17 protein-coding genes and 1 pseudogene are annotated in these 22,805 nt (G+C 71.7%); 8 read left to right on the top strand and 10 right to left on the bottom strand.

Going from position 1 to position 22,805, the window contains the following annotated elements:
* Positions 1–212 (top strand): annotated as a pseudogene (locus tag ACGF5T_RS10065) (fusidic acid esterase FusH); the annotation flags it as partial.
* Positions 213–376: 164 nt separating this feature from the next.
* On the opposite strand, the gene ACGF5T_RS10060 reads toward ACGF5T_RS10065, so the two are convergent.
* From ACGF5T_RS10060 to ACGF5T_RS10020, 9 genes are all read right to left on the bottom strand, one after another.
* Positions 377–1,468 (bottom strand): AI-2E family transporter, encoded by a 1,092-nt coding sequence (locus ACGF5T_RS10060; RefSeq protein WP_361015426.1) that lies wholly within the window; start codon positions 1,466–1,468, stop codon positions 377–379.
* A gap of 76 nt (positions 1,469–1,544) precedes the next feature.
* A complete protein-coding gene (locus ACGF5T_RS10055; protein ID WP_392887433.1) occupies positions 1,545–3,257 on the bottom strand; it encodes a SpoIIE family protein phosphatase in 1,713 nt (570 codons plus the stop codon).
* Positions 3,258–3,440: 183 nt separating this feature from the next.
* On the bottom strand, positions 3,441–4,958 hold the full coding sequence (gene glpK, locus ACGF5T_RS10050; protein ID WP_366766855.1) for a glycerol kinase GlpK: 1,518 nt from the start codon (positions 4,956–4,958) through the stop codon (positions 3,441–3,443).
* Positions 4,959–4,982: 24 nt separating this feature from the next.
* Positions 4,983–5,828: an MIP/aquaporin family protein gene (locus ACGF5T_RS10045; protein ID WP_366766856.1), complete on the bottom strand. Its 846-nt coding sequence runs from the start codon at positions 5,826–5,828 to the stop codon at positions 4,983–4,985.
* A 220-nt stretch (positions 5,829–6,048) separates the two neighbouring features.
* Positions 6,049–6,879: an ammonia-dependent NAD(+) synthetase gene (gene nadE, locus ACGF5T_RS10040; protein ID WP_356610243.1), complete on the bottom strand. Its 831-nt coding sequence runs from the start codon at positions 6,877–6,879 to the stop codon at positions 6,049–6,051.
* Between the two features lie 133 nt (positions 6,880–7,012).
* A complete protein-coding gene (locus ACGF5T_RS10035; RefSeq protein WP_361015423.1) occupies positions 7,013–10,018 on the bottom strand; it encodes a family 16 glycoside hydrolase in 3,006 nt (1,001 codons plus the stop codon).
* 226 nt (positions 10,019–10,244) lie between these two features.
* Positions 10,245–11,666: a DEAD/DEAH box helicase gene (locus ACGF5T_RS10030; protein ID WP_366766857.1), complete on the bottom strand. Its 1,422-nt coding sequence runs from the start codon at positions 11,664–11,666 to the stop codon at positions 10,245–10,247.
* Between the two features lie 147 nt (positions 11,667–11,813).
* Complete coding sequence (locus ACGF5T_RS10025; RefSeq protein WP_366766858.1) at positions 11,814–12,773, bottom strand: chlorophyllase; 960 nt, start codon at positions 12,771–12,773, stop codon at positions 11,814–11,816.
* 190 nt (positions 12,774–12,963) lie between these two features.
* Positions 12,964–13,389 (bottom strand): PGPGW domain-containing protein, encoded by a 426-nt coding sequence (locus ACGF5T_RS10020; protein ID WP_361015417.1) that lies wholly within the window; start codon positions 13,387–13,389, stop codon positions 12,964–12,966.
* Positions 13,390–13,864: 475 nt separating this feature from the next.
* On the opposite strand from ACGF5T_RS10020, the gene ACGF5T_RS10015 reads away from it, so the two are divergent.
* Positions 13,865–14,104, top strand: coding sequence for a DUF5302 domain-containing protein (locus tag ACGF5T_RS10015; protein WP_356610248.1), 240 nt, complete (start codon positions 13,865–13,867; stop codon positions 14,102–14,104).
* Positions 14,105–14,247: 143 nt separating this feature from the next.
* Here the strand turns inward: ACGF5T_RS10015 and ACGF5T_RS10010 are convergent, their stop codons facing one another.
* Positions 14,248–15,195, bottom strand: coding sequence for a formyltransferase family protein (locus ACGF5T_RS10010; RefSeq protein WP_356610249.1), 948 nt, complete (start codon positions 15,193–15,195; stop codon positions 14,248–14,250).
* A 231-nt stretch (positions 15,196–15,426) separates the two neighbouring features.
* Between ACGF5T_RS10010 and ACGF5T_RS10005 the strand changes: the two genes are divergently transcribed.
* The 6 genes from ACGF5T_RS10005 to ACGF5T_RS09980 all read left to right on the top strand — a co-directional run bounded on the left by ACGF5T_RS10005 (position 15,427) and on the right by ACGF5T_RS09980 (position 22,795).
* On the top strand, positions 15,427–16,782 hold the full coding sequence (locus ACGF5T_RS10005) for a lysine N(6)-hydroxylase/L-ornithine N(5)-oxygenase family protein (RefSeq protein ID WP_356610250.1): 1,356 nt from the start codon (positions 15,427–15,429) through the stop codon (positions 16,780–16,782).
* Between the two features lie 11 nt (positions 16,783–16,793).
* Positions 16,794–17,852 carry an iron ABC transporter permease gene (locus ACGF5T_RS10000; protein ID WP_356610251.1) on the top strand — a complete coding sequence of 353 codons (1,059 nt, stop codon included), beginning with the start codon at positions 16,794–16,796 and terminating at the stop codon, positions 17,850–17,852.
* Positions 17,853–17,863: 11 nt separating this feature from the next.
* Complete coding sequence (locus ACGF5T_RS09995; RefSeq protein ID WP_392887605.1) at positions 17,864–18,952, top strand: FecCD family ABC transporter permease; 1,089 nt, start codon at positions 17,864–17,866, stop codon at positions 18,950–18,952.
* Positions 18,953–18,989: 37 nt separating this feature from the next.
* Entirely contained in the window at positions 18,990–19,847 is an 858-nt protein-coding gene (locus ACGF5T_RS09990) for an ABC transporter ATP-binding protein (protein ID WP_361015413.1), read from the top strand.
* Between the two features lie 93 nt (positions 19,848–19,940).
* On the top strand, positions 19,941–21,005 hold the full coding sequence (locus ACGF5T_RS09985; protein WP_356610253.1) for an iron-siderophore ABC transporter substrate-binding protein: 1,065 nt from the start codon (positions 19,941–19,943) through the stop codon (positions 21,003–21,005).
* Positions 21,006–21,007: 2 nt separating this feature from the next.
* Positions 21,008–22,795 carry an ABC transporter ATP-binding protein gene (locus ACGF5T_RS09980; RefSeq protein ID WP_366766859.1) on the top strand — a complete coding sequence of 596 codons (1,788 nt, stop codon included), beginning with the start codon at positions 21,008–21,010 and terminating at the stop codon, positions 22,793–22,795.
* Positions 22,796–22,805: the final 10 nt, after the last annotated feature.

Genomic DNA, 22,805 nt, shown 5'->3' with positions numbered 1-22,805 from the left:
TGGGTACCTACTTCGACGGTGGTACCCACTGGAGCGCCGGCTGGGGCCGCTTCCTGACCGGCGCCGACCTGGGTCGCCTCCGCTTCGGTGATGTCACCGGCGACGGCAAGGCCGACCTGTACGTCCACGTCTTCCGCAACGGCGAAGTCTCGGTGCGCACCAACAAGGGCACCTACTTCGACGGCGGCACAGTGATGGCCACCCTCCAGTAGGACCCGCGTCCTGGCCCTGTCCGACCGGGCACTCGACACGGCACCCTGCCGGCGGTTCCCCCGCCGGCAGGGTGCGGAGTGCTTTCACCGGGCTTCGCGTTCGCCGTCGTCGGTACCCTCCCGGGCGATTCATCGACGGGTCACCGAACGAGACCGCCGATACCTCAGGCGTCGGCTGTCGCGGGTTCCTCCGGGGGGTCGGTGAGTTGGTCGCGCACGTAGTTCCAGACGACCGCGATCAACGCGGCGACCGGTACGGCGAGCAGGGTGCCCACCACTCCGGCCAGGCTGCCGCCCAGCGTCACCGCCAGCAGGATCACCGCCGCGTGCAGACCCAGCCCCCGGCTCTGGATCATGGGCTGGAACACGTTGCCCTCCAACTGCTGCACCACCACGATGATCGCCAGCACGATCAGGGCGTCCGTCAGACCGTTCGACACCAGGGCGATGAGGACCGCGACGAAGCCCGCGAACAGGGCACCCACGATGGGCACGAACGCGGACACGAAGGTCAGCACGGCCAGGGGCAGCACCAGCGGCACGCCCAGTATCCACAACCCGAGGCCGATGAAGACCGCGTCGAGCAGACCCACGAGCGCCTGCGAACGGACGAAGGAGCCCAGGGTCTCCCAACCGCGCGCGGCCACGGCCGGTACGTCGGTGGAGAGCCGGCCGGGCAACTGGCGGGTGAGCCACGGCAGGAACCGCGGCCCGTCCTTGAGGAAGAAGAACATCAGGAAGACCGCCAGGATCGCGGTGATCAGACCGTTGACCACGGCGCTCACCCCCGTGGCCACCGTGCTGACCATGCTGCCGACGCTGTCCTGGACACGGTCCATCGCCGTGTCGACCGCGCTGGTGATCTGGGCGTCGCCGATGTTCAGCGGCGGTCCCGCGGCCCACTCGCGGAGCCGCTCGATGCCCTCCACCACGCCGTCGGTCAACTCTTCGGTCTGGGAGGACATCGGCACCGCGATCAGTGCCACGACACCGACGGCGGCCAGCAGGAACGCCACGGTCACCACCGACGCGGCCAGCGCGGGCGCCCATCCGTGCCGCCGGAGGAACCGGGCCGACGGCCAGGTCAGCGTGGTCAGCAGCAGGGCGATCGCCACCGGCCACACGACGGACCACATACGGCCGAGGAGCCACAGGGCCACGGCGAGCAGGACGAATATCAGCAGCAACTCGGTGGAGACACGCGCGGACGTGCGCAGCGCGGCACGGGTCCTCGCGGAACTCAATCTGGCAGACATGGGGATCACCTTAGAGGGACGGCGCACGCCCTCTGCCGCGGGTGAACCGACACAGGCGGCCGAGGTCCCGCGGCCGTCAGTCCGGGGCGCCCAGCCGCACGGCCAGCAGGGCGACGTCGTCGTCGTTCTCGGCGGGCCGCACCCTCCTGAGCAGCTCGTCGGTGAACGACTCCATGGGGCGGCGGGCCAGCACCGCGGCGTGGCGCCGCAGTTGCTCCAGTCCCTCGTCGAGGGAGTGCCCCGGGGACTCGATGAGTCCGTCCGTGTACAGCACGAGCGTCGAGCCGGACGGCAGGAGCGCCGACGCGTCCGGGCGGGCTTGCTCGGTACCGGTGCCGAGCAGCAGGCCGTGACCGCCCGTCAGGTAGCTGGCCACTCCTTCCCCGGTGATCAGCAGCGGTGGCGGATGTCCGGCGTTCGACCAGGCCAGTGCCCACTGTCCGTCATCGCGGACCGTCATCCGCGCGAACGTCATCGTCGCCATGGGCACATCGGTGATCCGGAGGATCGCCTGGTCCACGCGTTGGACGATCTCGCTGGGCGGCCCCTGGTGGGCCCAGGCGTAGGCACGGAGGATGTTGCGGACCTGCGCCATGCCGGCCGCGGCCTCCAGGTCGTGTCCCACGACGTCTCCGACGGCCAGCGCCGTGCCGCCGTCACTCAGCGGAAAGACGTCGTACCAGTCACCGCCGACATGGGAGGCGTCGGGCGCGGGCAGGTACCTGGCCGTCATCTGCAATCCCGGTACGCGCGGCAGTTGGGGCAGCAGATAGCGCTGCATGGTCTCGGCCACCTTGCGCTGCCGCTCGTAGAGGCGGGCGTTGTCCAGCGCCAGGCCCGCACGACGCGTGATGTCCTCCAGCAGCGTGAGGTCGGCCGCCGTGAACTCCCGCGCGCCCGCCTCGCGCCCCAGGGTCAGCGCGCCCAGCACCTGGCGCAGGCCCCGGATCGGTGCGATGGCGGCGGACTGGATCCCCGTGGACTCGAACAGGCGGCGCTGCTCCACGGCGATACCGGAATCCGGGGACCGCTCGTACGTCCGCGCGTCGGTCACCGTCGAGGCGACACCCCGCAGAGCCCGGGACAGCGGCATGGTGGACGCCTCGGGCACCGGGGCCATGGGGCCCTCCAGGTCCGGTCGGTGCACCAGGGCCCCGCCCTCCGCGTGCACCACGGCGGTGCGCCACACCTCGTCGCGTTCGGTGATCTGGTCGATCACCGCCCAGTCGGCCAGCCGGGGCAGCACCAGGGCCACGAGTCGGCGCATGGCCTCGTCGACGGAGAGGGTGGAGGTCAGCTGGGTGGTCGTCTCGGCCAGCAGGGCCAGCCGATCCAGTTCCGTGAGTTGCCCCGAGCCGTGTGCGACGCCCGGGACGTCGTGGAGAGTCGGCGAGTGGAAGACGACGAGCGTCCCGTTCTCGTCGTCGCCGATCCGGCAGGGAGTGATCAGCCACGCGACGGGCATCAGGGTCTCGTCCCCCCGCAGGAACCAGTCCAGCTCGCCCTGGGCCGTGTGTCCGGAGAGGAACGCCTGCCGCATGCCGCACCGGGCCCTGGGCAACGGTTCGCCGTGAGCGCTGCGGTGCAGCAGGTCGTGCGCGTCGCAGCCGACGAGTTCACCGGCGGGGCGGGCCAGTGACCGCTCGGCGGCGGCGTTCACCGCGATGATGCGTCCCCGCTCGTCCACGACGTAGGCGGCGCCCCCCAGGGCAGCCAGCACCCTGTCCACTTCGCGGGGCGTCTCCGCGGCCTGCTCTCCGGCGCAGCCGTTCTCGTCCGGACCGAACACTGCGTCTCCTCACCGTCTGCCGGAAGGAGGGGCCACCGAGGAACGAACCACTGAGGGTCCTCCGCGCCCCGCCTTCGTCTCGCGCTCCCACAGGCGAGCGCCGACGCTCAGATCATCGCACCTCCGGTGGCGCGAGAGGAGGGGGAACAGGACGACCGGCGCCGGTCGCCGCCGGGCCGGGCGTCACGGCACCTCGACCCAGTCGAGGGTGCGCTGTACCGCCCGCTTCCACCCGTCGTAGCCTGCCGCCCGCCGGTCCTCGGCCCACTGGGGCACCCAGCGCCTGGACTCCTGCCAGTGGCCGCGCAGCTCGTCGGTGTCCCGCCAGAAGCCCGTGGCCAGCCCCGCGGCGTACGCCGCCCCCAGCGCGGTGGTCTCCGCGACGACGGGCCGGCTGACGGGGACACCGAGGACGTCGGCCTGGATCTGCATGCAGAGGTCGTTGGAGGTCACGCCCCCGTCGACCCGGAGCACGTCGAGGTGGACCCCCGAGTCCTGCTCCATGGCCTCGACGACGTCGCGGCTCTGGTAGCAGATCGACTCCAGGGTCGCCCGGGCCAGGTGCGCGTTGTCGTTGTAGCGGGCGAGGCCGACGATCGCTCCCCGGGCGTCGGAGCGCCAGTAGGGGGCGAACAGGCCCGAGAAGGCCGGGACGAAGTACATGCCGCCGTTGTCGTCGACGGTACGGGCGAGTTCCTCGCTCTCGGCCGCGGTCTTGATGATCTTCATCTGGTCGCGCAGCCACTGCACGGCGGACCCGGTCACCGCGATGGAACCCTCCAGGGCGTAGACCGCCGGGCCGTCGCCGAACTGGTAGGCGACGGTGGTGAGGAGGCCGTGCTGGGAGCGGACCGGTTCCGTGCCGGTGTTGAGCAGCAGGAAGTTGCCGGTGCCGTAGGTGTTCTTGGCCTCGCCGGGCGCGAAGCAGACCTGGCCGACGGTGGCGGCGTGCTGGTCGCCGAGCACGCCGCAGACGGGGACGGCGGCGCGCAGCGGCCGGGAGGTCCGGGCCACGCCGTACGCCTCCCGGTGGGAGGACGGGTGGATGGCGGGCAGCATGGCCCGGGGGATGTCGAAGAAGCCGAGCAGTTCGTCGTCCCAGTCGAGCGTCTCCAGGTTCATCAGCATGGTGCGGCTGGCGTTGGTCACGTCGGTGGCGTGGATGCCGCCTTCGGGACCGCCGGTCAGGTTCCACAGGACCCAGGCGTCCGTGTTGCCGAAGACGGCGTGGCCCCGCTCCGCCGCCTCGCGCACGCCGTCGACGTTCTCGAGGATCCACTGGATCTTGCCGGCCGAGAAGTAGGTCGCCGGCGGCAGTCCGGCCTTACGGCGGATGACGTCTCCCCGCCCGGAGCGTTCCAGGTGCGCCGCGATGGCGTCGGTGCGGGTGTCCTGCCACACGATGGCGTTGTAGTAGGGACGCCCGGTGCGCGGGTCCCAGACCACCGTGGTCTCCCGCTGGTTGGTGATGCCGATGGCCTCCAGGTCGGTACCCGACAGCCCGCTGTGGCGCAGCGCGTTCTGCATGACCGAGTTGGTGCGCTCCCAGATCTCCACGGGGTCGTGCTCCACCCAGCCGGAGCGGGGGAGGATCTGGGCGTGCTCCAGCTGGTGCTTCGCCACCTCGTTGCCGCCGTGGTCGAAGATCATGAATCGGGTGCTGGTGGTTCCCTGGTCCACCGCGCCGATGAAGTCCGCCATGATGTGTCGCCTCTCCGGCCGGTGTCAGTCCTCGGGCGCCGGTACGCGCCCCGTCGGTTCCGGCTCCGCGGCCGGCAGGAACCGGCCGACGAAGACCTTGTACAGCCCCGCCCCCAGAACGCCGCCGATCAGCGGCGCGACGATCGGCACCCAGAAGTAGAGATTCCCGTACTGGTCCCGCCAGGCCCCGCCGTATCCGGTCAGGAAACTGGCCAGCCGGGGGCCGAAGTCGCGCGCCGGGTTGATGGCGTAGCCCGCGTTGGTGCCCCACGCCATGCCGATGGCGACCACCACCAGGCCGATGACGAAGGGGGCCAGGTTCGCGCCCGGGGGTGTGTTGAGCAGATCGGTGATGGCCAGGATCAGCAGCAGCAGGAGGGCGGTGCCGATGATCTGGTCGCGGAAGGCGCCCCACTCGTGGACCGGGAGCGCGGTGTTCCCGTTGGCGGGGAGCGTGGAGAACACGGTCTGCGTCTTGACCGTGTGGCCGGGGTCGGCCTTCGCCAGCGCCTCCGAGTAGTTCCAGCGGACGAGCAGAGCGGCCACGAAGGCGCCGGCCGTCTGGGCCAGGGCGTACGGGGCCACCTTGCGCCAGGGGAACCCCTTGAACGTGGCGAGGGCGACGGTCACCGCGGGGTTGAGGTGGGCGCCGCTGAGCCGTGCGGCCACGTAGACGCCGAGCGTCACACCGAGCCCCCAGGCCCAGGCGATGCTGTCGTGGTCGCCGAGTCCGCCCTGGGGGTCGGTGAGGGCACCGCCCGCGGCCACTTGGGCGACCACGCCGCAGCCGAAGAGGATGAGGATGAGCGTGCCGGCGAACTCGGCCGACAGTTCGCCGATCAAGCCGGACCGCTTGAGCCGTTCAGCCATGGAAGCGCACCTTCCGCCGGCTGAACCGGCCGTCGACTGTCCGAGCCTTCCAGTCGACAGATTAGGGCGGTAAGTGACATATCGCACCAATTGTGCGACCACCTGCCCCTACCGTGCCCGCCCCTGCCCGGGTGGTCCGGGCACACGTACGGGGAGAACGGCGGAGCATCGTCCGCCGTTCTCCCCGCAGGTCACGTCCTCGGCCCGCCGGGCCGGGGCCTCACGGCCCGATGGGCAGCTTGCGCTTGTGGTCGGTCAGCCGGTAGCGGCTGACGATCTTCTCGAAGGCCTCCTCGCCGACCGGCTTGCCCTCGAGGAAGTCGTCGATCTCGTCGTAGGTCACGCCGAGCGCGTCCTCGTCGGCCTTGCCGGGGTCGAGGGTCTCCAGGTCGGCCGTCGGCACCTTGCGCACCAGTTCGGCGGGCGCGCCCAGCGCGTCGCCGACGGCGCGCACCCGGCGCTTGGTGAGACCGGTCAGCGGGACGACGTCGGCGGCGCCGTCGCCGAACTTGGTGAAGAAGCCGGAGACCGCCTCGGCGGCGTGATCGGTGCCGACGACGAGGCCGTTGTGCGCGCCGGCCACGGCGTACTGGGCGATCATGCGCTGCCTGGCCTTGACGTTGCCGTGCACGAAGTCCTGGTGGTGGGCGTCGCGGAAGGCGACGTCGGCGGCGAGCAGGGCCTCCAGGGTGGCGTCGCTCGCGGGCTTGATGTCCACCGTCAGCACCTGGTCGGCCTTGATGAAGGAGAGCGCGAGCTGGGCGTCGTGCTCGTCGGCCTGGACGCCGTTGGGCAGCCGCATCGCGTAGAAGCGAGCCTCGTGGCCCTCGGCCCGGGCCCGCTCGACGGCCAGCTGGCACAGACGGCCCGCGACGGTCGAGTCGACCCCGCCGCTGATGCCCAGCACGAGGGCGCGCAGACCGGTGGAGGTCAGGCGCTCGGTCAGGAAGGCCACCCGGCGCTCGATCTCCCGTTCGGCGTCGAAGGTCTCGGCGACCTCCAGTTCCCGGGCGATCTCCAGTTGCAGGGCGACGGACGCCGGCTCGCTCAATTCCGCTCCTTGTTCGACTCACGGCAGGACTTCCACTCACCCTACCCAGAGGCGCCCGGAGGACACGGGCCGGCCGGTGACCAGGAGCGGTGCGTGCGGGGTGGCCGTCCGGAGCCACCCCGCACGGCCGCGGTCAGTCCAGCGGCTCGATCCGGAGGTTGCGGAACCGGACCTTGTTCCCGTGGTCCTGAAGCCGGATCGCCCCGGCGGCCGGCGTCTCGGCCCGGCCCGCCGCGGTGGGGCCGTCGAGGGCGACGTCGTCGTGGACCTTCTTGCCGTTCCAGACCACCGTCACCCGGGCGTCGGCGGTCTTGCGACCGGTGTCGTCGTAGCGGGCGGCGCGGAAGACGATGTCGTACGTCTGCCACGTCTCCGGGGCCGTGGCCGCGTTGATGTCAGGCGCCTTCTTCTGGTAGAAGGCGCCCGCCTCGTTGGTGGCCGGCGAGGTGTCCCCGAAGGAGTCGAGGATCTGCAGCTCGTAGCGGTCCTGCAGGTAGATGCCGCTGTTGCCGCGGTCCTGCCCGGTCACGTCCGGGGGCAGCAGGGGGACGCGGAACTCCACGTGGAGGGCGAAGTCCTGGTAGGCGTCCTTGGTGCGGAGGTCGCCGCAGCACACCTCCATCGACCGTTCCTCGGACAGGGGCCACGCCGTGCGCCGTCCGTCCGTGTGCTGCCACTGGTCCTGCGAGGCGGCCGTGCCGTCGAAGAGGGCGACGCGGGCACCCTGCGGGTGGACGGTGATCAGGTCGAGGTTGACGTGGCCGGTGTCGCCCGCGTCGTACCGGTAGGAGACCGTGTTGTGGCCCGCGCGCAGGCGCAGGCGCTCGGTCCGCGTGGACCAGGTGTCCCAGTCCCCGGTGGAGGCGAGGTGGGTCTGCCGCACCTTCTTCCCGTTGGCGTACAGGGACAGCGACTTGGTTCCCTCGAAGGGGTTCGGTCCGTTGGAGTAGCGCAGGTTGACGTCGTACGTGCCCGACTTCGGGACCGTCACGTCGAACGTGGTGGCGGCCCTGCCCTCGGTGGCGTACTGGTCGACGAAGCCGCTGCCGGAGTAGCCGACGTGGTCGGTGCCGATCCCGGCCGTGCCCGTCAGGCTCGCCTCCTCGGCCTCGTAGAGGGTGGCGGCGGGCGGCTGCTTGCCGGGCATCGCGTTCAGCGTGTACCAGGCCTCGGTGCTCCAGAGCGCTTCACCGGACGCGGAGGTGAAGGGGCGCGGGGAGCGCACGTGCACCACGCGGTCCGGCTTGAGGCCGTCCAGCCGCAGCCGGACGGTCCGGGCGTCCCGGGAGAGCGTCGCGGAGCGCACGGACAGTCGCTCCTCGGCGATCTTAGGGCCGCCGTAGTCGGCGGTGGGGGTGTAGTGCCACTGCTGGGCCTCGTAGCGGGCGGCCAGCTCCGCGGCGGTCTCGGCGGACACCGGCTGGGTGTACGTCAGGTCGAAGCCGCCGGGTACGGCGCGCATCTTCTGGATGTCGAAGGTGTTGCCGCCGTTGGGCGTGAGCTTCTGCAGGCCGAACTTGAGCTTGCCCTCCTGTCCCCAGTTGCCGTCGGCGCCGAGGCCGCCGGCGTAGATCGCCCCGTCGGGGCCGACGCTGATCCGGTTGACGCCGGCCTCCAGGCCCTGGGTGTAGCGGAAGACGGCGCCCTGGTACTGGCCCTTGACCTTCTCCAGGTAGGCGCGTTGCAGGCCGCCGTAGGTGACGTCACCGATCAGCATCTGGCCCTTGAAGGTCCCCTTCTTCACGAGCAGCGGGGTGGAGGGCGAGTTGCCGATCTCGTTCTGCGGCAGCCACAGCACCGGCTTCGTGACGGGGGAGTCCTCGAAGGGCCCGGCGGGCTCGGTGTAGTGGTTGAAGAAGCGGTCCTGCTCGACCTGGACGAGCTTGGAGGAGGGCAGCCAGCCGCCCTGGTTGTCGGTGGCGAAGAGGCCGTTGTCCGGGCCCCAGCCGATGCCGTTGGGCGTCCGCAGTCCGCCGGCGACCGGGCTGATCTTCCCGGTCCTCTTGCTGATCTTGTACGTCGTCCCGCGGCCGGGCGCGGGCTGCGGGGTGGTGGTGGCGCCGCCGAGGTCGATGGCGACGGAGAGGTTCACGTAGAAGTAGCCGTCGCGGTAGAGCAGGCCGAACGCGAACTCGTGGAAGTTGCCGCCGTACGGCCAGGTGGCGACCGTGCGCAGGTCGTCGGCCACGTCGTCGCCGTTGTCGTCCACCAACCGGGTCAGTTCGTGCTTCTGCGAGACGTACAGCGAACCGTCGACGTACTTGATGCCCATGGGCTCGCGCAGCCCGCTCGCGATCTTCTTGACGGTGACCTTGTCCCGGCTGGTCGCGCCGGTGACGTTGTCGAGCAGGTACACCTCACCGGCAACGTTGTCGGTGCCGCCCCAGGTGCTGATCGCGAGGCGTCCGTCGGGCAGCCAGTCCATGCCGCTGACCTGCGGTTCGAATCCGTCGGGGCGCAGGTCGGTGAGGGTGAGGTCGGGGCGTACGGAGGTCAGCGGCAGGCCGTCGCCCGGGGTGTCCCGACCGGCCTCGCACTCCTTGCGGCCGGGTGCCGTCACCCGGACGACCCCGGCGTCGGTGCTCAGCGCCTCGCGGGGTACGACGGTGAACCCGCTCTCGCCCGGCGGCTTCCAGGACAGCTGGAGCTGCTGCCCGCCGCCGCGGTCGAAGTGGTCGATGCGCAGCGGGTGCGCTCCCGCGGTGAGGTCGACCGCGCCGTCCTTGGGTTCCGCGCCGTGCAGTCCGTCGTGGTCGATCACCGTGGCCTGGTCGAGGGTCAGCCGTGAGCCGTCGTCGCTGGTGAGACGGAACACGTAGGTGCCGTCGCGGGGCGCGACCAGGTAACCGGAGGCCTGCGAGACGAAGTTGTCCGCGATGCCGCCGAAGTCGTCGGTGGTGGACCAGTCGACCGTCGGCATCAGTTCGTCGTGGTTGGGGGTCTGGCCCGTCTTGAGGGTGCACAGCTCGTTCAGGGGTGTCTGGACGTCGAACACGCGCAGGGTGACCCCGGGTTCCTGCGGCGGGATGTCGGCCGGGGCGGCGGACGCCGGGGCGGCCAGGACGCCGCCGGTCGCGACGGCCGACGTCAGCAGGAGGATGAGGCTTCTTCGAGCACGCGAGAACAGGCGTTGGGGCATTGGTCCTCCGTGGCATGGGGACCGGACCGTGCCGGAAATCGCTCCGGTCTTGAGCGGAGTGGCTTCAGTTCCGCCGCAAAGGTAGGAGACTTCCGCTTGGCATGTCCATACTTTGTCATCGATGTGTTCAAAGTTCTCGGCGCCCCGGGAGCGCCGGCGGGCTTCCGGACACGCCGAAGCCCGCCCCCCACGTGGTGCGCGGGCGGCGGGCGGTGTCGGGTGGCGGTCAGCGGCCCTTGCGTACCCGGGCCGCGGCCCTGGCCTCGGCGGCCTTGCGGGCCTCGGAGGTCTTGCGCGACTCCTTGGCGGGGCGTCCCGGCCGGTTGCCGAGGCCGCGGAAGGGGGCGTTGCCGCCGCTGGACCGCGGTGCGCTCGGAGGGCGCTTCGCGCCGGTGATGTCGGTCAGTTTCTGTTCGCCGGAGCGCACCGGGGTGACCGTCGGGCGGATTCCCGCCTCCGACATCATCCGGCTCACGTCGCGTCGCTGGTCGGGGGTGACCAGGGTGACCACGCGTCCGGACTGTCCGGCGCGCGCGGTGCGCCCGCCGCGGTGCAGGTAGTCCTTGGCGTCGGCGGGCGGGTCCACGTTGACGACGAGGTCGAGCGCGTCGACGTGGATGCCCCGCGCCGCGACGTTGGTCGCCACCAGCACGGTGACGTCGCCGTCCATGAACTGGCCGAGCGTGTGGGTGCGCTGGGGCTGCGACTTGCCGCTGTGCAGGGCGGCGGCCCGCACGCCGGCGGCCCGGAGCTGACGGAGGAACCGGTCGACCCCGGCCTTGGTGTCCAGGAACATCAGCACCCGGCCGTCGCGGGCGGCGATCTCGGTCGCGAGGGCGTACTTGTCCGCCGGATGGACGGTCAGCACGTGGTGCTCCGACCCGGCGACGGAGCCCGACGCCGGGTCGACCGACACGAGGACCGGGTCGTGCAGGTGACTGCGCACCAACCCGTCGACGTCGCCGTCGAGAGTGGCCGAGAAGAGCAGCCGCTGCCCGTCGCCCGGCACCTGGTCGAGGATGCCCGTGACCTGGGGCAGGAACCCCATGTCGCACATCTGGTCGGCCTCGTCCAGCACGGTGATCCGCACGCGGTCCAGGTGGCAGTCCCGGCGGGACACCAGGTCGGCGAGGCGCCCCGGTGTCGCGACGACCACTTCCGCGCCGCCGCGCAGCACCTCCGCCTGGCGGTTGATCGACAGCCCGCCGACCACCGTGGCGAGGCGCACGTCCAGCGCCCGCGCGTACGGCGCCAGCGCGTCGCTCACCTGCTGGGCGAGTTCCCGCGTCGACACCAGAACCAGGGCCAGGGGCCGCTTGGAGTCGGCCCGCCGCCCCGCGGTCCTGGTGAGCAGGGCCAGCCCGAAGGCCAGGGTCTTGCCGGAACCGGTCCGCGCGCGGCCGAGGACGTCGCGGCCCGCGAGCGCGTCGGGCAGGGTGGCCGCCTGGATCGGGAAGGGGTGCGTCACGCCGAGGCCGGTCAGCGTCTCCAGCAGGGCCGACGGCAGTCCCAGGGAGTCGAACGACGCGGCCGGCGGAGCGTCCGCCGGGGCGGGCCGGGGCGGCCGGCCCCGGTCCTGGGGGGCTGTCGCCCGCGAGGGCGTGCCGCTCCCGGAGGAGGCTTCTCGGGCGGACGGCTGCGCGTGCATGGGGGACGACCTTCCTGATCAGGCGCCCGGAACGCGCCCGGGTCCGTACCCCTCGGTACGGACCCGGGCGCCTCGAAGCGTGGACCCGAGTTTACCAGCGGGCCTTCCGGGGCCGGCGGCCCGCGCGGGCCGCCGGCCGTCGGCGGCCTACTTGGACTGGATCCGCCCGAACGGGTCGGCTCCCGCCGTCAGCTCGTCGCACGCCTCCTTCCAGGCCGGGTCCCCGGGGTGGAACGCGCTGCGCAGATAGGCCCAGGTGAGGCGCTGCACCGCGGCCACCCGCCCGGGGCTCTCGTCGGTGGTCTCGGCGACGTCGTACCCGGCGATCCCGCCCAGGCCGTGCTCCGCGTCGAACAGGGTGAGCAGGGTCTTGGGGCCGGGGGAGAGGACGTACGGATCGGTGTGCCACTCCGGTCCGCGGACCGTCAGGTGCGCGGACGCGTCCTTCTCGCCGGCGACCACGAGGGCGGGGGTCGTCATCCGGGAGAAGTCGGTGCTCCGCAGGAAGGGGAGGTCCCGCGCGGCGTACTCGGTCAGGGAGTCGCCGCCCCGGCCGGGAGCGGCGAGCAGGACACCCGCCGTGATGCGGGGGTCGCTCAGGTCCACCTCCGTCGCGTCGCCCGGGTCGGTGAGGCGGGCACCCAGCAGCAGGCTCGCGGTGTGCCCGCCCATCGAGTGGCCGGCCACGGCGACCCGGCTGCCGTCCAGTCGTCCACGGAGTTGCGGGACGGCGGCCTCCAGCGCGTCCAGTCGGTCGAGGACGCGGGTCATGTCCTCCGCCCGCGACCGCCAGTGGAGCGGCGCGCCGGGGGTGTCGGGGGTCAGGCGCAGGCTCCGGGAGCTGAGGTGGGTGGGCTGGATCACGACGAAGCCGTGGGCCGCCCAGTAGTGGGCGAGGGGCGCGTAGCCGTTCAGGGAGGACAGGTGGTGCGAGGGGCCCTGGCCGTGCGAGAGCAGGATGACGGGCAGCTCGCCGCCGGTCAGGGGCGCTGAGACCCGTACCTCGAGGTCCACCGCCCGGCCGGGGGACGGCAGCACGACCGGGCTGACCGAGAGGACGGGGGCGGGCGGGACGCGGTGGGCGGCCGCGGTGGTCGGTGTACTCATGGCGTACGTCCGTTCGGTGGACGCCGCGGCCGGTCCGGGCCGGCCGACGACTCGTGGAGGGGCTCGTGAAGGATCGCGCCGGCTGCGAGCAGTAACCGGAACGTCGTCCCGTTTAATATACGGAACGCTGTTCCGTTTGGTCAACGGTGCTCGGCGCGGACCGCCTCCTCGCTGAGCCCCCGTGTCGGCGTCACTCGGCCGTCGGCGGGTCGTCGCGGCGGGCCGCCCGTACGCGGCGGTGGCTCCACAGGAGCAGCGCGAACAGGACGAAGCCGGAAAGGAGCAGACTCGCGCCGGTGCCCCATCCGGAGAACGGCAACCAGGGCAGGAGGCCCCACGCCAGGCCCGCGCCCACGAGGCACAGTCCCGCCAGCACGGAGCCGGCCACCCGCCAGCGCGAGGAGACGCTCTCCTCGGCCGCACGCATCGCCTGACGGCGCACGGGGGTGACGAACCGGTCCAGGGCGGGGACGGCGCGCGACAGCAGCACCACCCCGGCGAACACCAGCAGCAGGCCCGGTCCGGGCAGGACCAGCAGGGCGATGCCGACCACCACCAGCACGGCACCCAGGGAGCCCAGGGCGGCCCGCCGGATCGAGTCGACGCTGCGTCCCATGAAGCCACCTTCCTGCGGTCCGCTGGAACCACGGTTCCGTCGGGCCCGTCCCACCTTAGGCAGGCATCGGAGGGCGGGCGATCCAGCGGGGTCCCGCGGTGTCGGAGGCCTCCGCGCGGGACGACCGTGTTCAGGTGCCCAGGGCCGCCGACGGCGGGAACGCCGGGGCCTGCGCGGACGGCGACTGCGAGATCTTCGCGAGATGCACCGCGTTCCGCATCGGGGCCCGCATCCGGGTCGGCACATGCCGGCACCCGTCAGCGCACAGGCGAAATCCCGGCATCTCCGGATGCGTTCACGGTGCCCCGCCGCGACCGCCGCCGACCGGCGGCAGGCAGGCGCCGTCGGCGGCGCGGCCACCCGCGGTCGGCCCCTCGCCGTGCGCGGGAAGGCGGCCGGGCGTCCGGTATTCGTTCCTCGGACGGTCGTCGGCATGACAAGCTGTGATCCTGTTGTCCCAACCCAGGAGGTCACCATGGCTGCAGACGACTCATCGCAAGCGGGTTCGGAGTCGGCCGAGGCCGAGAACCCCGCCCTGGCGCCCGACGAGGAGGGTCAGTACGACCTGAAGGGCAAGTTCCGGGAAGCCCTGGAACGCAAGCGCAAGCAGGCGGACGAAGCGGGACGTGCCGCGAACGTGGACTCCTCGAAGATCCGCGGCGCACACGGTCCGGCTTCCAGCCAGCGCTCCTTCCGGCGGAAGAGCGGCGGCTGAGTCCGACACGGGCTGTCCGGCGGTCGGTGTGACGCGTCCGATCCGCCGGACCCCACCCGCCGCGCGCCGTGCCGGTCCGCGGTGGGACGAGGACGACGCGGTCCCGGCCGCGGCCGGTGCGGGAGCCCGGCCGTCCGGTCCGGTCAGGGGCGGCTGGTCAGGTAGCCGCCCATGGAGGTGAAGTACTCCGCCGCGGACAACTCCCGTCCGTCCTCGGTCCGTACGCGCGTGATGGCCAGGCCGTGGTTGCGGCCGGTACGGGCGTCGGCTCCGGCCACGATCACCACGCCGTCGCCCTCGCGGTAGAAGACGCGACCGGGCGTACCGCCGTAGCGGCCCTGGGAGACGACGGCGGCGAGCACCTCCAGTCGCCTGCCCCGGTGGAACGTGAAAGCGCTCGGGTACGGCTCGGACTGGGCGCGGACCAGTCGCTCCAGGTCCTCGGCCGGCCAGCTCCAGTCGATGCGGATGTCCTCGGTGGAGCGCTTGTGGAAGAAGCTCGCCCGCGACCGGTCCTGCCGGGTGAACTCGGTCTGCCCGGCGGCGATGAGGCCGAGGGCGCCGACGGTGACCGGGGCGATGAGGTCGACGGTCTTGTGGAAGAGGTCGGTGGCGGTGTCCGTCGGTCCGACCGGCACGGCCTCCTGCCGGACGATGTCGCCGGCGTCCAGCTCGTCGTTCATCATGTGCGCGGTGACGCCCACCTCGGTCTCGCCGTTGATCAGGGCCCAGATCAGCGGGGAGAAGCCGGCGTACTTCGGCAGCAACGAGTCGTGCACGTTGAGCGTGCCGTGCCGGGGGAGGCCGAAGATGCGCGGGGGAATCCACGTCCGCCAGTTGTTGGCCACGATGATGTCCGGCTCGGCCGCCTCGAGGCGCTCGAACAGCTCCTCGTCGTCCGGGCGGTTGCGGATCAGCACCGGGACACCGTGCTCCTCGGCGAGGTCGGCGACGGAGTCGCTCCAGATCTTCTCGTAGGCGTGCTCGCTCTTGGGATGCGTCACGACCAGCACCACGTCGTGCTCGGAGTCCAGGAGGGCTTGGAGGGTGCGGTGGCCCCAGGTCTGGTAACCGAACATGACGACCCGCATGGGGTTCCTCCTCAGGGCAGGAAACGGCTCCGCAAGTAAAGCAAGGCTTGCCTTAGCCCACAACACCACGCCAGGAGAACCGAGTTGAGGTAGTCGACCGCGTCTCGCCCTATCGACAGTCTCGCGGCATTAGCTTAGGCTCACCTAAGTTTCCGGCGGGAGTGTTCCGTCGGCACATCCCGTTCCGTCCCCCACGCCCGACAGGCGACTGTCCCGCACGATGGGAGTGACATGTCACAGGTTCTTCCTGATGACGCACCACCGGTCCACGACCTCATTGGCATCGGCTTCGGCCCGTCCAACGTGGCCATGGCCATCGCGCTCAGCGAGCACAACGCGGGCGTCGGCGGGCAGGAGGCGGTCACCGCCCGCTTCTTCGAGCAGCAGCCGCGCTTCGGCTGGCACCGCGGCATGCTCATCGACGACGCGACCATGCAGGTGTCCTTCCTCAAGGACCTGGTGACACTCCGGAACCCGGCCAGCGAGTTCAGCTTCCTCTGCTACCTGCAGAGCAAGGGGCGGCTGATCGACTTCATCAACCACAAGAACCTCTTCCCGCTCCGGGTGGAGTTCCACGACTACCTCGAGTGGGCGGCGGCCAAGGTCGACGACCTGGTCTCCTACGGCCACGAGGTGGTCGGTGTCGCACCCGTCGTGCGCGACGGAGCCGTGGAGCACCTGGAGGTGACGGTCCGCTCGGGGGAGGGGCTGGAGGTCCACCGGGCCCGCAACCTCGTCCTCGGCACCGGGCTGCGCCCCCTCCTGCCGGAGGGCGTCGAGCGCGGCGACCGCGTCTGGCACAACTCCGAACTGCTCGCGCGGGTCGACGGATTGGAGGGCACCTCCCCCTCGCGGTTCGTCGTCGTCGGAGCCGGACAGAGCGCCGCCGAGAACGTCGCCTACCTGCACCGCCGCTTCCCCGACGCGGAGGTCTGCGCGGTCTTCACCCGTTACGGCTACAGCCCCGCCGACGACAGCGGCTTCGCCAACCGGATCTTCGACCCCGCCGCGGTCGACGAGTACTTCGCCGCACCCGGGAGCGTCAAACGCCGGCTGATGGACTACCACGGCAACACCAACTACTCCGTGGTGGACATCGACCTGATCGACGACCTGTACCGGCAGATGTACCGGGAGAAGGTGCTCGGGACCGAACGGCTGCGGTTCCTCAACGTGTCCCGGCTCACCGAGGTCGAGGAGACGCCGGACCGGGTCCGTACCACCGTGAAGTCCCTCGTCACCGGCGAGGAGACCCTCCTGGACGCGGACGTCGTGGTCTTCGCCACCGGCTACCGCCCGGCCGACCCCCTCGGCCTCCTCGGCGAGGTCGCGGAGCGCTGCCTGCGCGACGACGACGGACTGGTCCGCGTCGAGCGCGACTACCGCATCGCGACCGACCCGGACCTGCGCTGCGGCATCTACCTCCAGGGCGGCACGGAGCACACCCACGGCATCACGTCGTCGCTGCTGTCCAACACCGCCATCAGGGTCGGCGAGATCCTGGAGTCGCTCCTCGCCCGGGGCGTCAAGGCCGCCTCCGACGAGGTCCGTACGGTCGCCGACGGAACCGGCAGCACGGCGCGTTAGTGTACGTCGCCATGACCACGACTGCGGTTGCCCGCCCCGCGCCCGGGGGGACGGCGAAGGCCCGCCGGAAGCGGCTGGCGGGGCTGGGCGTGCTCGCGTTCCTCCTCGTGGTCGCGGGCGCCGCGTCGCTGGCCGTCGGCGCCCGCGCCCTGAGCCCCGCCGAGGTGTGGCACGGCTTGTTCTCCGCGCCCGACGCCGATCAACGACTCACCGAGATCAGGCTCATCGTGCGCACCGTGCGGGTACCCCGCACGGTGCTCGCCGTGGTGGCGGGCGTCGCCCTGGGGATCGGCGGGGCGTTGATCCAGGGCTACACGCGCAACCCCATCGCCGACACGGGTCTGCTGGGGGTGAACTCCGGTGCCTCCTTCGCCGTGGTGTCGGGGATCGCCCTGTTCGGGCTGACCGACCCGTTGCAGTACGTCTGGCTGGCCTTCGTCGGTGCGGCGGTCGCGGGTGCCGTCGTGTTCGGCCTGGCCAGCATCGGCCGCGGGGCCGGCAACCCCCTGACGCTCGCTCTGGCCGGGCAGGGCGTCACGGTGTTCCTCGCGGCGATGACGACGGCCGTCGCGCTGACGGACAAGGCCTCGCTGAACGCGCTGCGGTTCTGGAACGCGGGCTCGGTGGCCGGCGTCGGCTTCGACGTCATCTGGCCGGTGACCGCCTTCATAGCGGCCGGACTGGTCCTCGCCCTCACCACCCTGCCCGCGGTCAACCTGCTCAACCTGGGCGACGACGTGGCGCGGGGCCTCGGGGTGAACGTCGCCCTGACCCGGACCGTCGGCATCCTCGCCATCACCCTGCTCGCCGGCGCGGCCACCGCGGCGTGCGGCCCCATCGCGTTCATCGGCCTCATGGTGGCCCACGTGGCCCGGTACCTGACCGGACCGGACTACCGCTGGCTGGTGCCCTACGCGGGTCTGCTCGGCGCGGTGATCCTGCTGGTCTGCGACATCGTGGGGCGACTGGTGGTACGGCCGTCGGAGCTGGACGCGGGGGTCCTCGTCGCGCTCCTCGGCGCGCCGTTCTTCGCGGCCCTGGTGTGGCTCGGGAAGTTCAAGAACGCGTGAACGGGGCGGAAGTGAAGTCGAGCGGAGCGGACGTGCGGCGGGACGCGGCGCACACCGGGCCGGTGCTGACACCGGGAGTGCGGTTCGGCCGGGTGTCCTTCGTGTGGCGGCCCTGGATCGCCGGCGTCACCCTGCTGCTGGCGGCGGCGGCCTTCCTGGTGTTCTGCCTGTCCATCGGCGTCGGGGACTTCCCGATCAGCCTGTCCCGGGTGATCGCGACCCTCTTCGGCCGGGGCGAGCAGGTGGACGAGTTCGTGATCATGGACCTGCGGATGCCCCGGGCCCTGGCCGGGCTCGTCGTGGGGATCGCGCTCGGGGTGTCCGGGGCGCTCACCCAGGCCATCGCCCGCAATCCGCTGGCCAGTCCGGACATCCTGGGCATCACCAGCGGCGCGAGCGCGGTCGCCGTGTTCCTCGTGACCGTCTCCGGCGGCACCGCCGCGGTGATCGCCGACGCCGTGGGCCTGTCCGCGGCGGCCCTCGCGGGAGGCCTCGGTACCGGCCTGCTCGTGTACTTCCTGGCCTGGCGCCGGGGGATCGACGGCTTCCGGCTGATCCTGATCGGCATCTCGGTGAGCGCCGCGATGCAGGCGATCACCACCTGGCTGCTGGTCACGGCCGACATCAGGGACGTGGCCCGGGCGCAGGCGTGGCTGGTCGGCTCCCTCGACAACCGGTCGTGGGACGAGGTCCGGGTGGCCGTCTGGGGCACGCTGGCTCTGCTCGTCGTCGTCGCGTGCGTCTCCTTCCAGTTCAAGCCCCTGCATTTCGGCGACGAGATCGCCGCGGGCCTCGGCGTGCGGTACTCGGCGGTGCGGGCGGTGCTGCTGCTGTGCGCCGTGCTGCTCGCCGGCGTGGCGGTGAGCGCGGCGGGCCCGGTCCCGTTCGTCGCGCTGGTGGCGCCGCAGGTGGCGATGCGTCTGGCGCGGTGCCCGACACCGCCGATGGCGGCCTCCGGCATGGTCGGGGCGCTGCTGCTCATCGGCTCCGACCTGGTCGCGCGCACGGCGCTGCCGGTCTCGCTCCCGGTCGGCGTGGTGACCGCCGCGATCGGCGGCCCCTTCCTCGTCCATCTGCTGGTACGGGCGAACCGCAGATAGCTGGTACAAAGTAAGGCAAGCCTAAAGAGGGGGCCTTGTGGTCGTACAGTCCATCGCCGGCGTGAAGTCCGGGGTCGACGACGTCTCACGGCTGACAGCCAGGGGCGTCACGGTCGGGTACGGCAGCCGGACCGTCATCGACGAACTCGACGTCGAGATCCCGCCCGGGGTGATCACCACGATCATCGGCCCCAACGGCTGCGGGAAGTCGACGCTCCTGCGCACCCTGTCGCGGCTGCTGAAGCCGACCAGGGGGGCGGTCGTGCTCGACGGCGAGGACATCGGCACCCTCCGGACCAGGGACGTGGCGAAGAAGCTCGGCCTGCTGCCGCAGGCACCCGTCGCGCCGGACGGGCTGACGGTGTCCGACCTCGTCGCCCGGGGCCGGCACCCCCACCAGAGCTGGCTGCGGCAGTGGTCGTCGGACGACGCCGCCGTGGTCGAGAGCGCGCTGGCGATGACCGGGGTGTCCGACCTCGCCGACCGGCCCGTGGACTCGCTGTCGGGCGGCCAACGCCAGCGCGTGTGGATCTCGATGACCCTGGCGCAGGGCACCGACCTGCTCCTCCTGGACGAGCCGACCACCTACCTGGACCTGGCGCACGCCATCGACGTGCTCGACCTGGTGGACGACCTGCACGAGTCGGGGCGCACCGTGGTCATGGTGCTGCACGACCTCAACCTCGCCACGCGCTACAGCGACCACCTCGTCGTGATGCGCGAGGGCGCGATCCTGGCGCAGGGACACCCGCGGGACGTCGTCACCGCCGAGTTGCTGAACGAGGCCTTCGGGCTGCGTGCCCGGGTGATCGACGATCCCGTGGGCGACCGGCCGCTGATCGTGCCGATCGGACGCACCCACAGTGAACTCGGCGGAGAAGCAACGGAGTTGTAGAAGTGAGGGTAGGCTAACCTCACTCCGGCGCGATAAGGTTTGCTGCCCTTAGACGGGGGCGCAGTGGACAGCGCGACAGCAAGGGATCTGCGGATGCTCCTCCTTAGAACGACGCGTACGAAGCCCCGGCGGCGATGGGCGGCCGCACTGTCCGCCACCGCCCTCGGTGTCGGGCTCCTCGCGGGCTGCGGTTCCGGCTCGGACGACTCGAACGACCCGGCCGACAACGCGGGCAGCGACACCTCGGCCGCCGCCGGCGCCTTCCCGGTCTCCGTGGAGCACGCGTTCGGCACGACGAAGGTCACCGAGGCCCCCGAGCGGGTCGTCACCGTGGGCTACACGGACGACCAGACCGTCCTGGCCTTCGGCATCAAGCCGGTCGGCATGGTCGACCAGTACCCGAACCCGGCGGGCCAGAGCCCCGACATCAACACCCAGTGGCCGTGGGTGAAGGAGCAGTGGGGCGACACGCAGCCCGAGGTCGTCATGAAGAACGGCGATTCCGGACCCAACTTCGAGAAGATCGCCGCCCTGCGCCCCGACCTGATCATCGCGGTCTACTCCGAGATCGACCAGGCCGCCTACGACAAGCTCTCGAAGATCGCCCCCACGGTGGGCCGCACCAAGGCCGAGAAGGAGCCCTTCAGCGCTCCGTGGCAGGACAACGCGCTGCACATCGCCAAGGCGCTCGGCAAGGCCGAGGAGGGCGAGAAGAAGGTGGCCGACATCCAGGGCAAGCTCGACACGGCCAAGAAGGACCACCCCGACTTCGCCGGACAGACCGCCGTGGTGCTCTCCTGGTACGAGGACTCGGTGGCCCCCTTCACCTCCACCGACGTCCGCGGACGGCTCGTCTCGGGCATCGGCTACGGGTACCAGACGGAGATCGACAAGGTCGCGGACGGCAACTTCTACACGAAGCTCTCCCCGGAGCGCGTCGACCTGGTCGACGTCGACCGCGTCTTCGTCATCAACGACAAGGCCGACCAGGACGCGCTGAAGAAGTTCAAGCTCTTCACCAACCTGGACGCCGTCAAGAACGGCAAGGTGTCGTACCTGCTCGACAGCGAGGGCCCGGCCGTCGGCGCGGCCATCTCCCAGGGGACGCTGCTGTCGATGCCGTACGCCATCGACGAACTCGTCAAGTCGGCCGGGTAGGTGTGACCGGCACGGACACGCGCGTCGCTCCGGCGGCCCTGCGTACGGCGAGCGGACGCGAGGCCGGCCGATGGGTCGCGGCCCACTGCCGGGAGGTGCCCTGGCTGACCCTCACCACCGTTCTGACGACGGTGGCCGGAGCGGCGCTCCAGGTCCTGCCGGTGCTGCTGCTCGGCCGGGTGGTCGACGCGGTGGTCGAGGGCGGGTCGCAGTCGGTCCTGGTCACGATCGGGGCCCTGATGGTGGCCGCGGCGCTGCTCGGCGCGGCGGCCACCGCGGTGTCGACCTACCTGATCGGACGGCTGGGCGCCGACCTGCTCGCCCGGCTGAGGGAGGGCGCCGTCCGGGCGGTGCTCGGGATGCCCAGTACCCGGGTCGAGCAGGTCGGCCGCGGGGACGTGCTGTCCCGGGTCGGTGACGACGTCGCCGTGATCTCCAAGGGCATCAGGACGGCGGTCCCCACCGTCTTCTCGGCGGGGGTCCTGGTGGTCATCGCCACGGCCGGCATGTTCGGGCTGGACTGGCGCCTGGGCCTGGCGGGCGCCGGCGCGCTGCCCGCGTACGCGCTGGCCCTGCGCTGGTACCTGCCCCGGTCCGCCCCGCTCTACCGCAGGCAGCGGGTGGCCCAGGCCGACCGGGCGCAGGCCCTGATCAGCGGACTGAACGGCATCGAGACGGTGCGGGCGTACCGGCTCGAAGACGCCTTCCGCGAGAAGGTCACCGCGGAGTCGTGGCGGGTGCGCAACCTCGGCATCGAGGTGTTCCGGTTCTTCGGCCGCTTCGTCGGCCGGGAGAACCGCGCCGAGTTCATCGGCCTGACCCTGATCCTCGTGGTGGGGTACGCCCTCCTGGAGGCCGATGCCGCGACCCTGGGCGAGGTCTCGGCCGCCCCGCTGCTCTTCCACCGGCTCTTCACCCCGCTGGGCGCCATCATGTTCACCTTCGACGAGGCGCAGAAGTCGGGCGCGAGCCTGACCCGGCTGGTGGGCGTGCTCGGGGAGGACGGCGAGGGCCGGCTGGTGGGCGACGCGTCCGTCGCGCGGGCCGGCGTCGCCCCCCGCCCCGTGACGGTCACCGGACTGACCTTCTGCTACCCCGGCAGCGAGGAGCCGGTGCTCAGGGACGTCGACCTGACCATCCCGGCAGGGGGCTCGCTCGCCCTCGTGGGGGCGACGGGCGCCGGCAAGTCGACCCTGGCCGCGCTGATCGCGGGCGTCGGGACCCCCCGGTCCGGGTCGGTACGCATCGGGCCGACCGACCTCGCGGATCTGGACGAGGCCGGGGCGCGGGCCCTGGTGAGCATCCTGACCCAGGAGACGCACGTGTTCTCCGGTCCGCTCGCCGACGACCTGCGGCTGGCCGCGCCCGAGGCGACCGACGCCGAACTCATGGACGCCTTGCGCACGGTCGGCGCGGACGGATGGGTCGGCGCGCTGCCCGGGGGAGTGGACACCCCGGTCGGTGAGGGCGGCGAGCGCCTCGACGTCACCAAGGTCGCCCAGATCGCCCTGGCCCGGCTGGTGCTGAGCCGGTCGCCGGTGGTGGTGCTGGACGAGTCGACCGCGGAGGCGGGCAGCGAGGGCGCCGCCGAGCTGGAACGGGCCGTGCTGGCGGCCTGTGCCGGCCGGACCACGCTGTTCGTGGCGCACCGGCTGACCCAGGCGATGGCGGCGGACCGGATCGCCGTGCTCGACGCGGGGCGCGTCGTGGAACAGGGAACGCACCAGGAGCTGGTCGCGCTGGGCGGCCGCTACGCACGGCTGTGGCGAGCCTGGCGAGAAGGAAGTTAGCAAGCGAAGC

This window comes from Streptomyces sp. NPDC047853 (assembly GCF_043204535.1).
Taxonomy (GTDB): domain Bacteria; phylum Actinomycetota; class Actinomycetes; order Streptomycetales; family Streptomycetaceae; genus Streptomyces.
The sequence above is the reverse complement of the archived record's forward strand: the minus strand, read 5'-3'. Positions and strand labels throughout refer to the sequence as shown.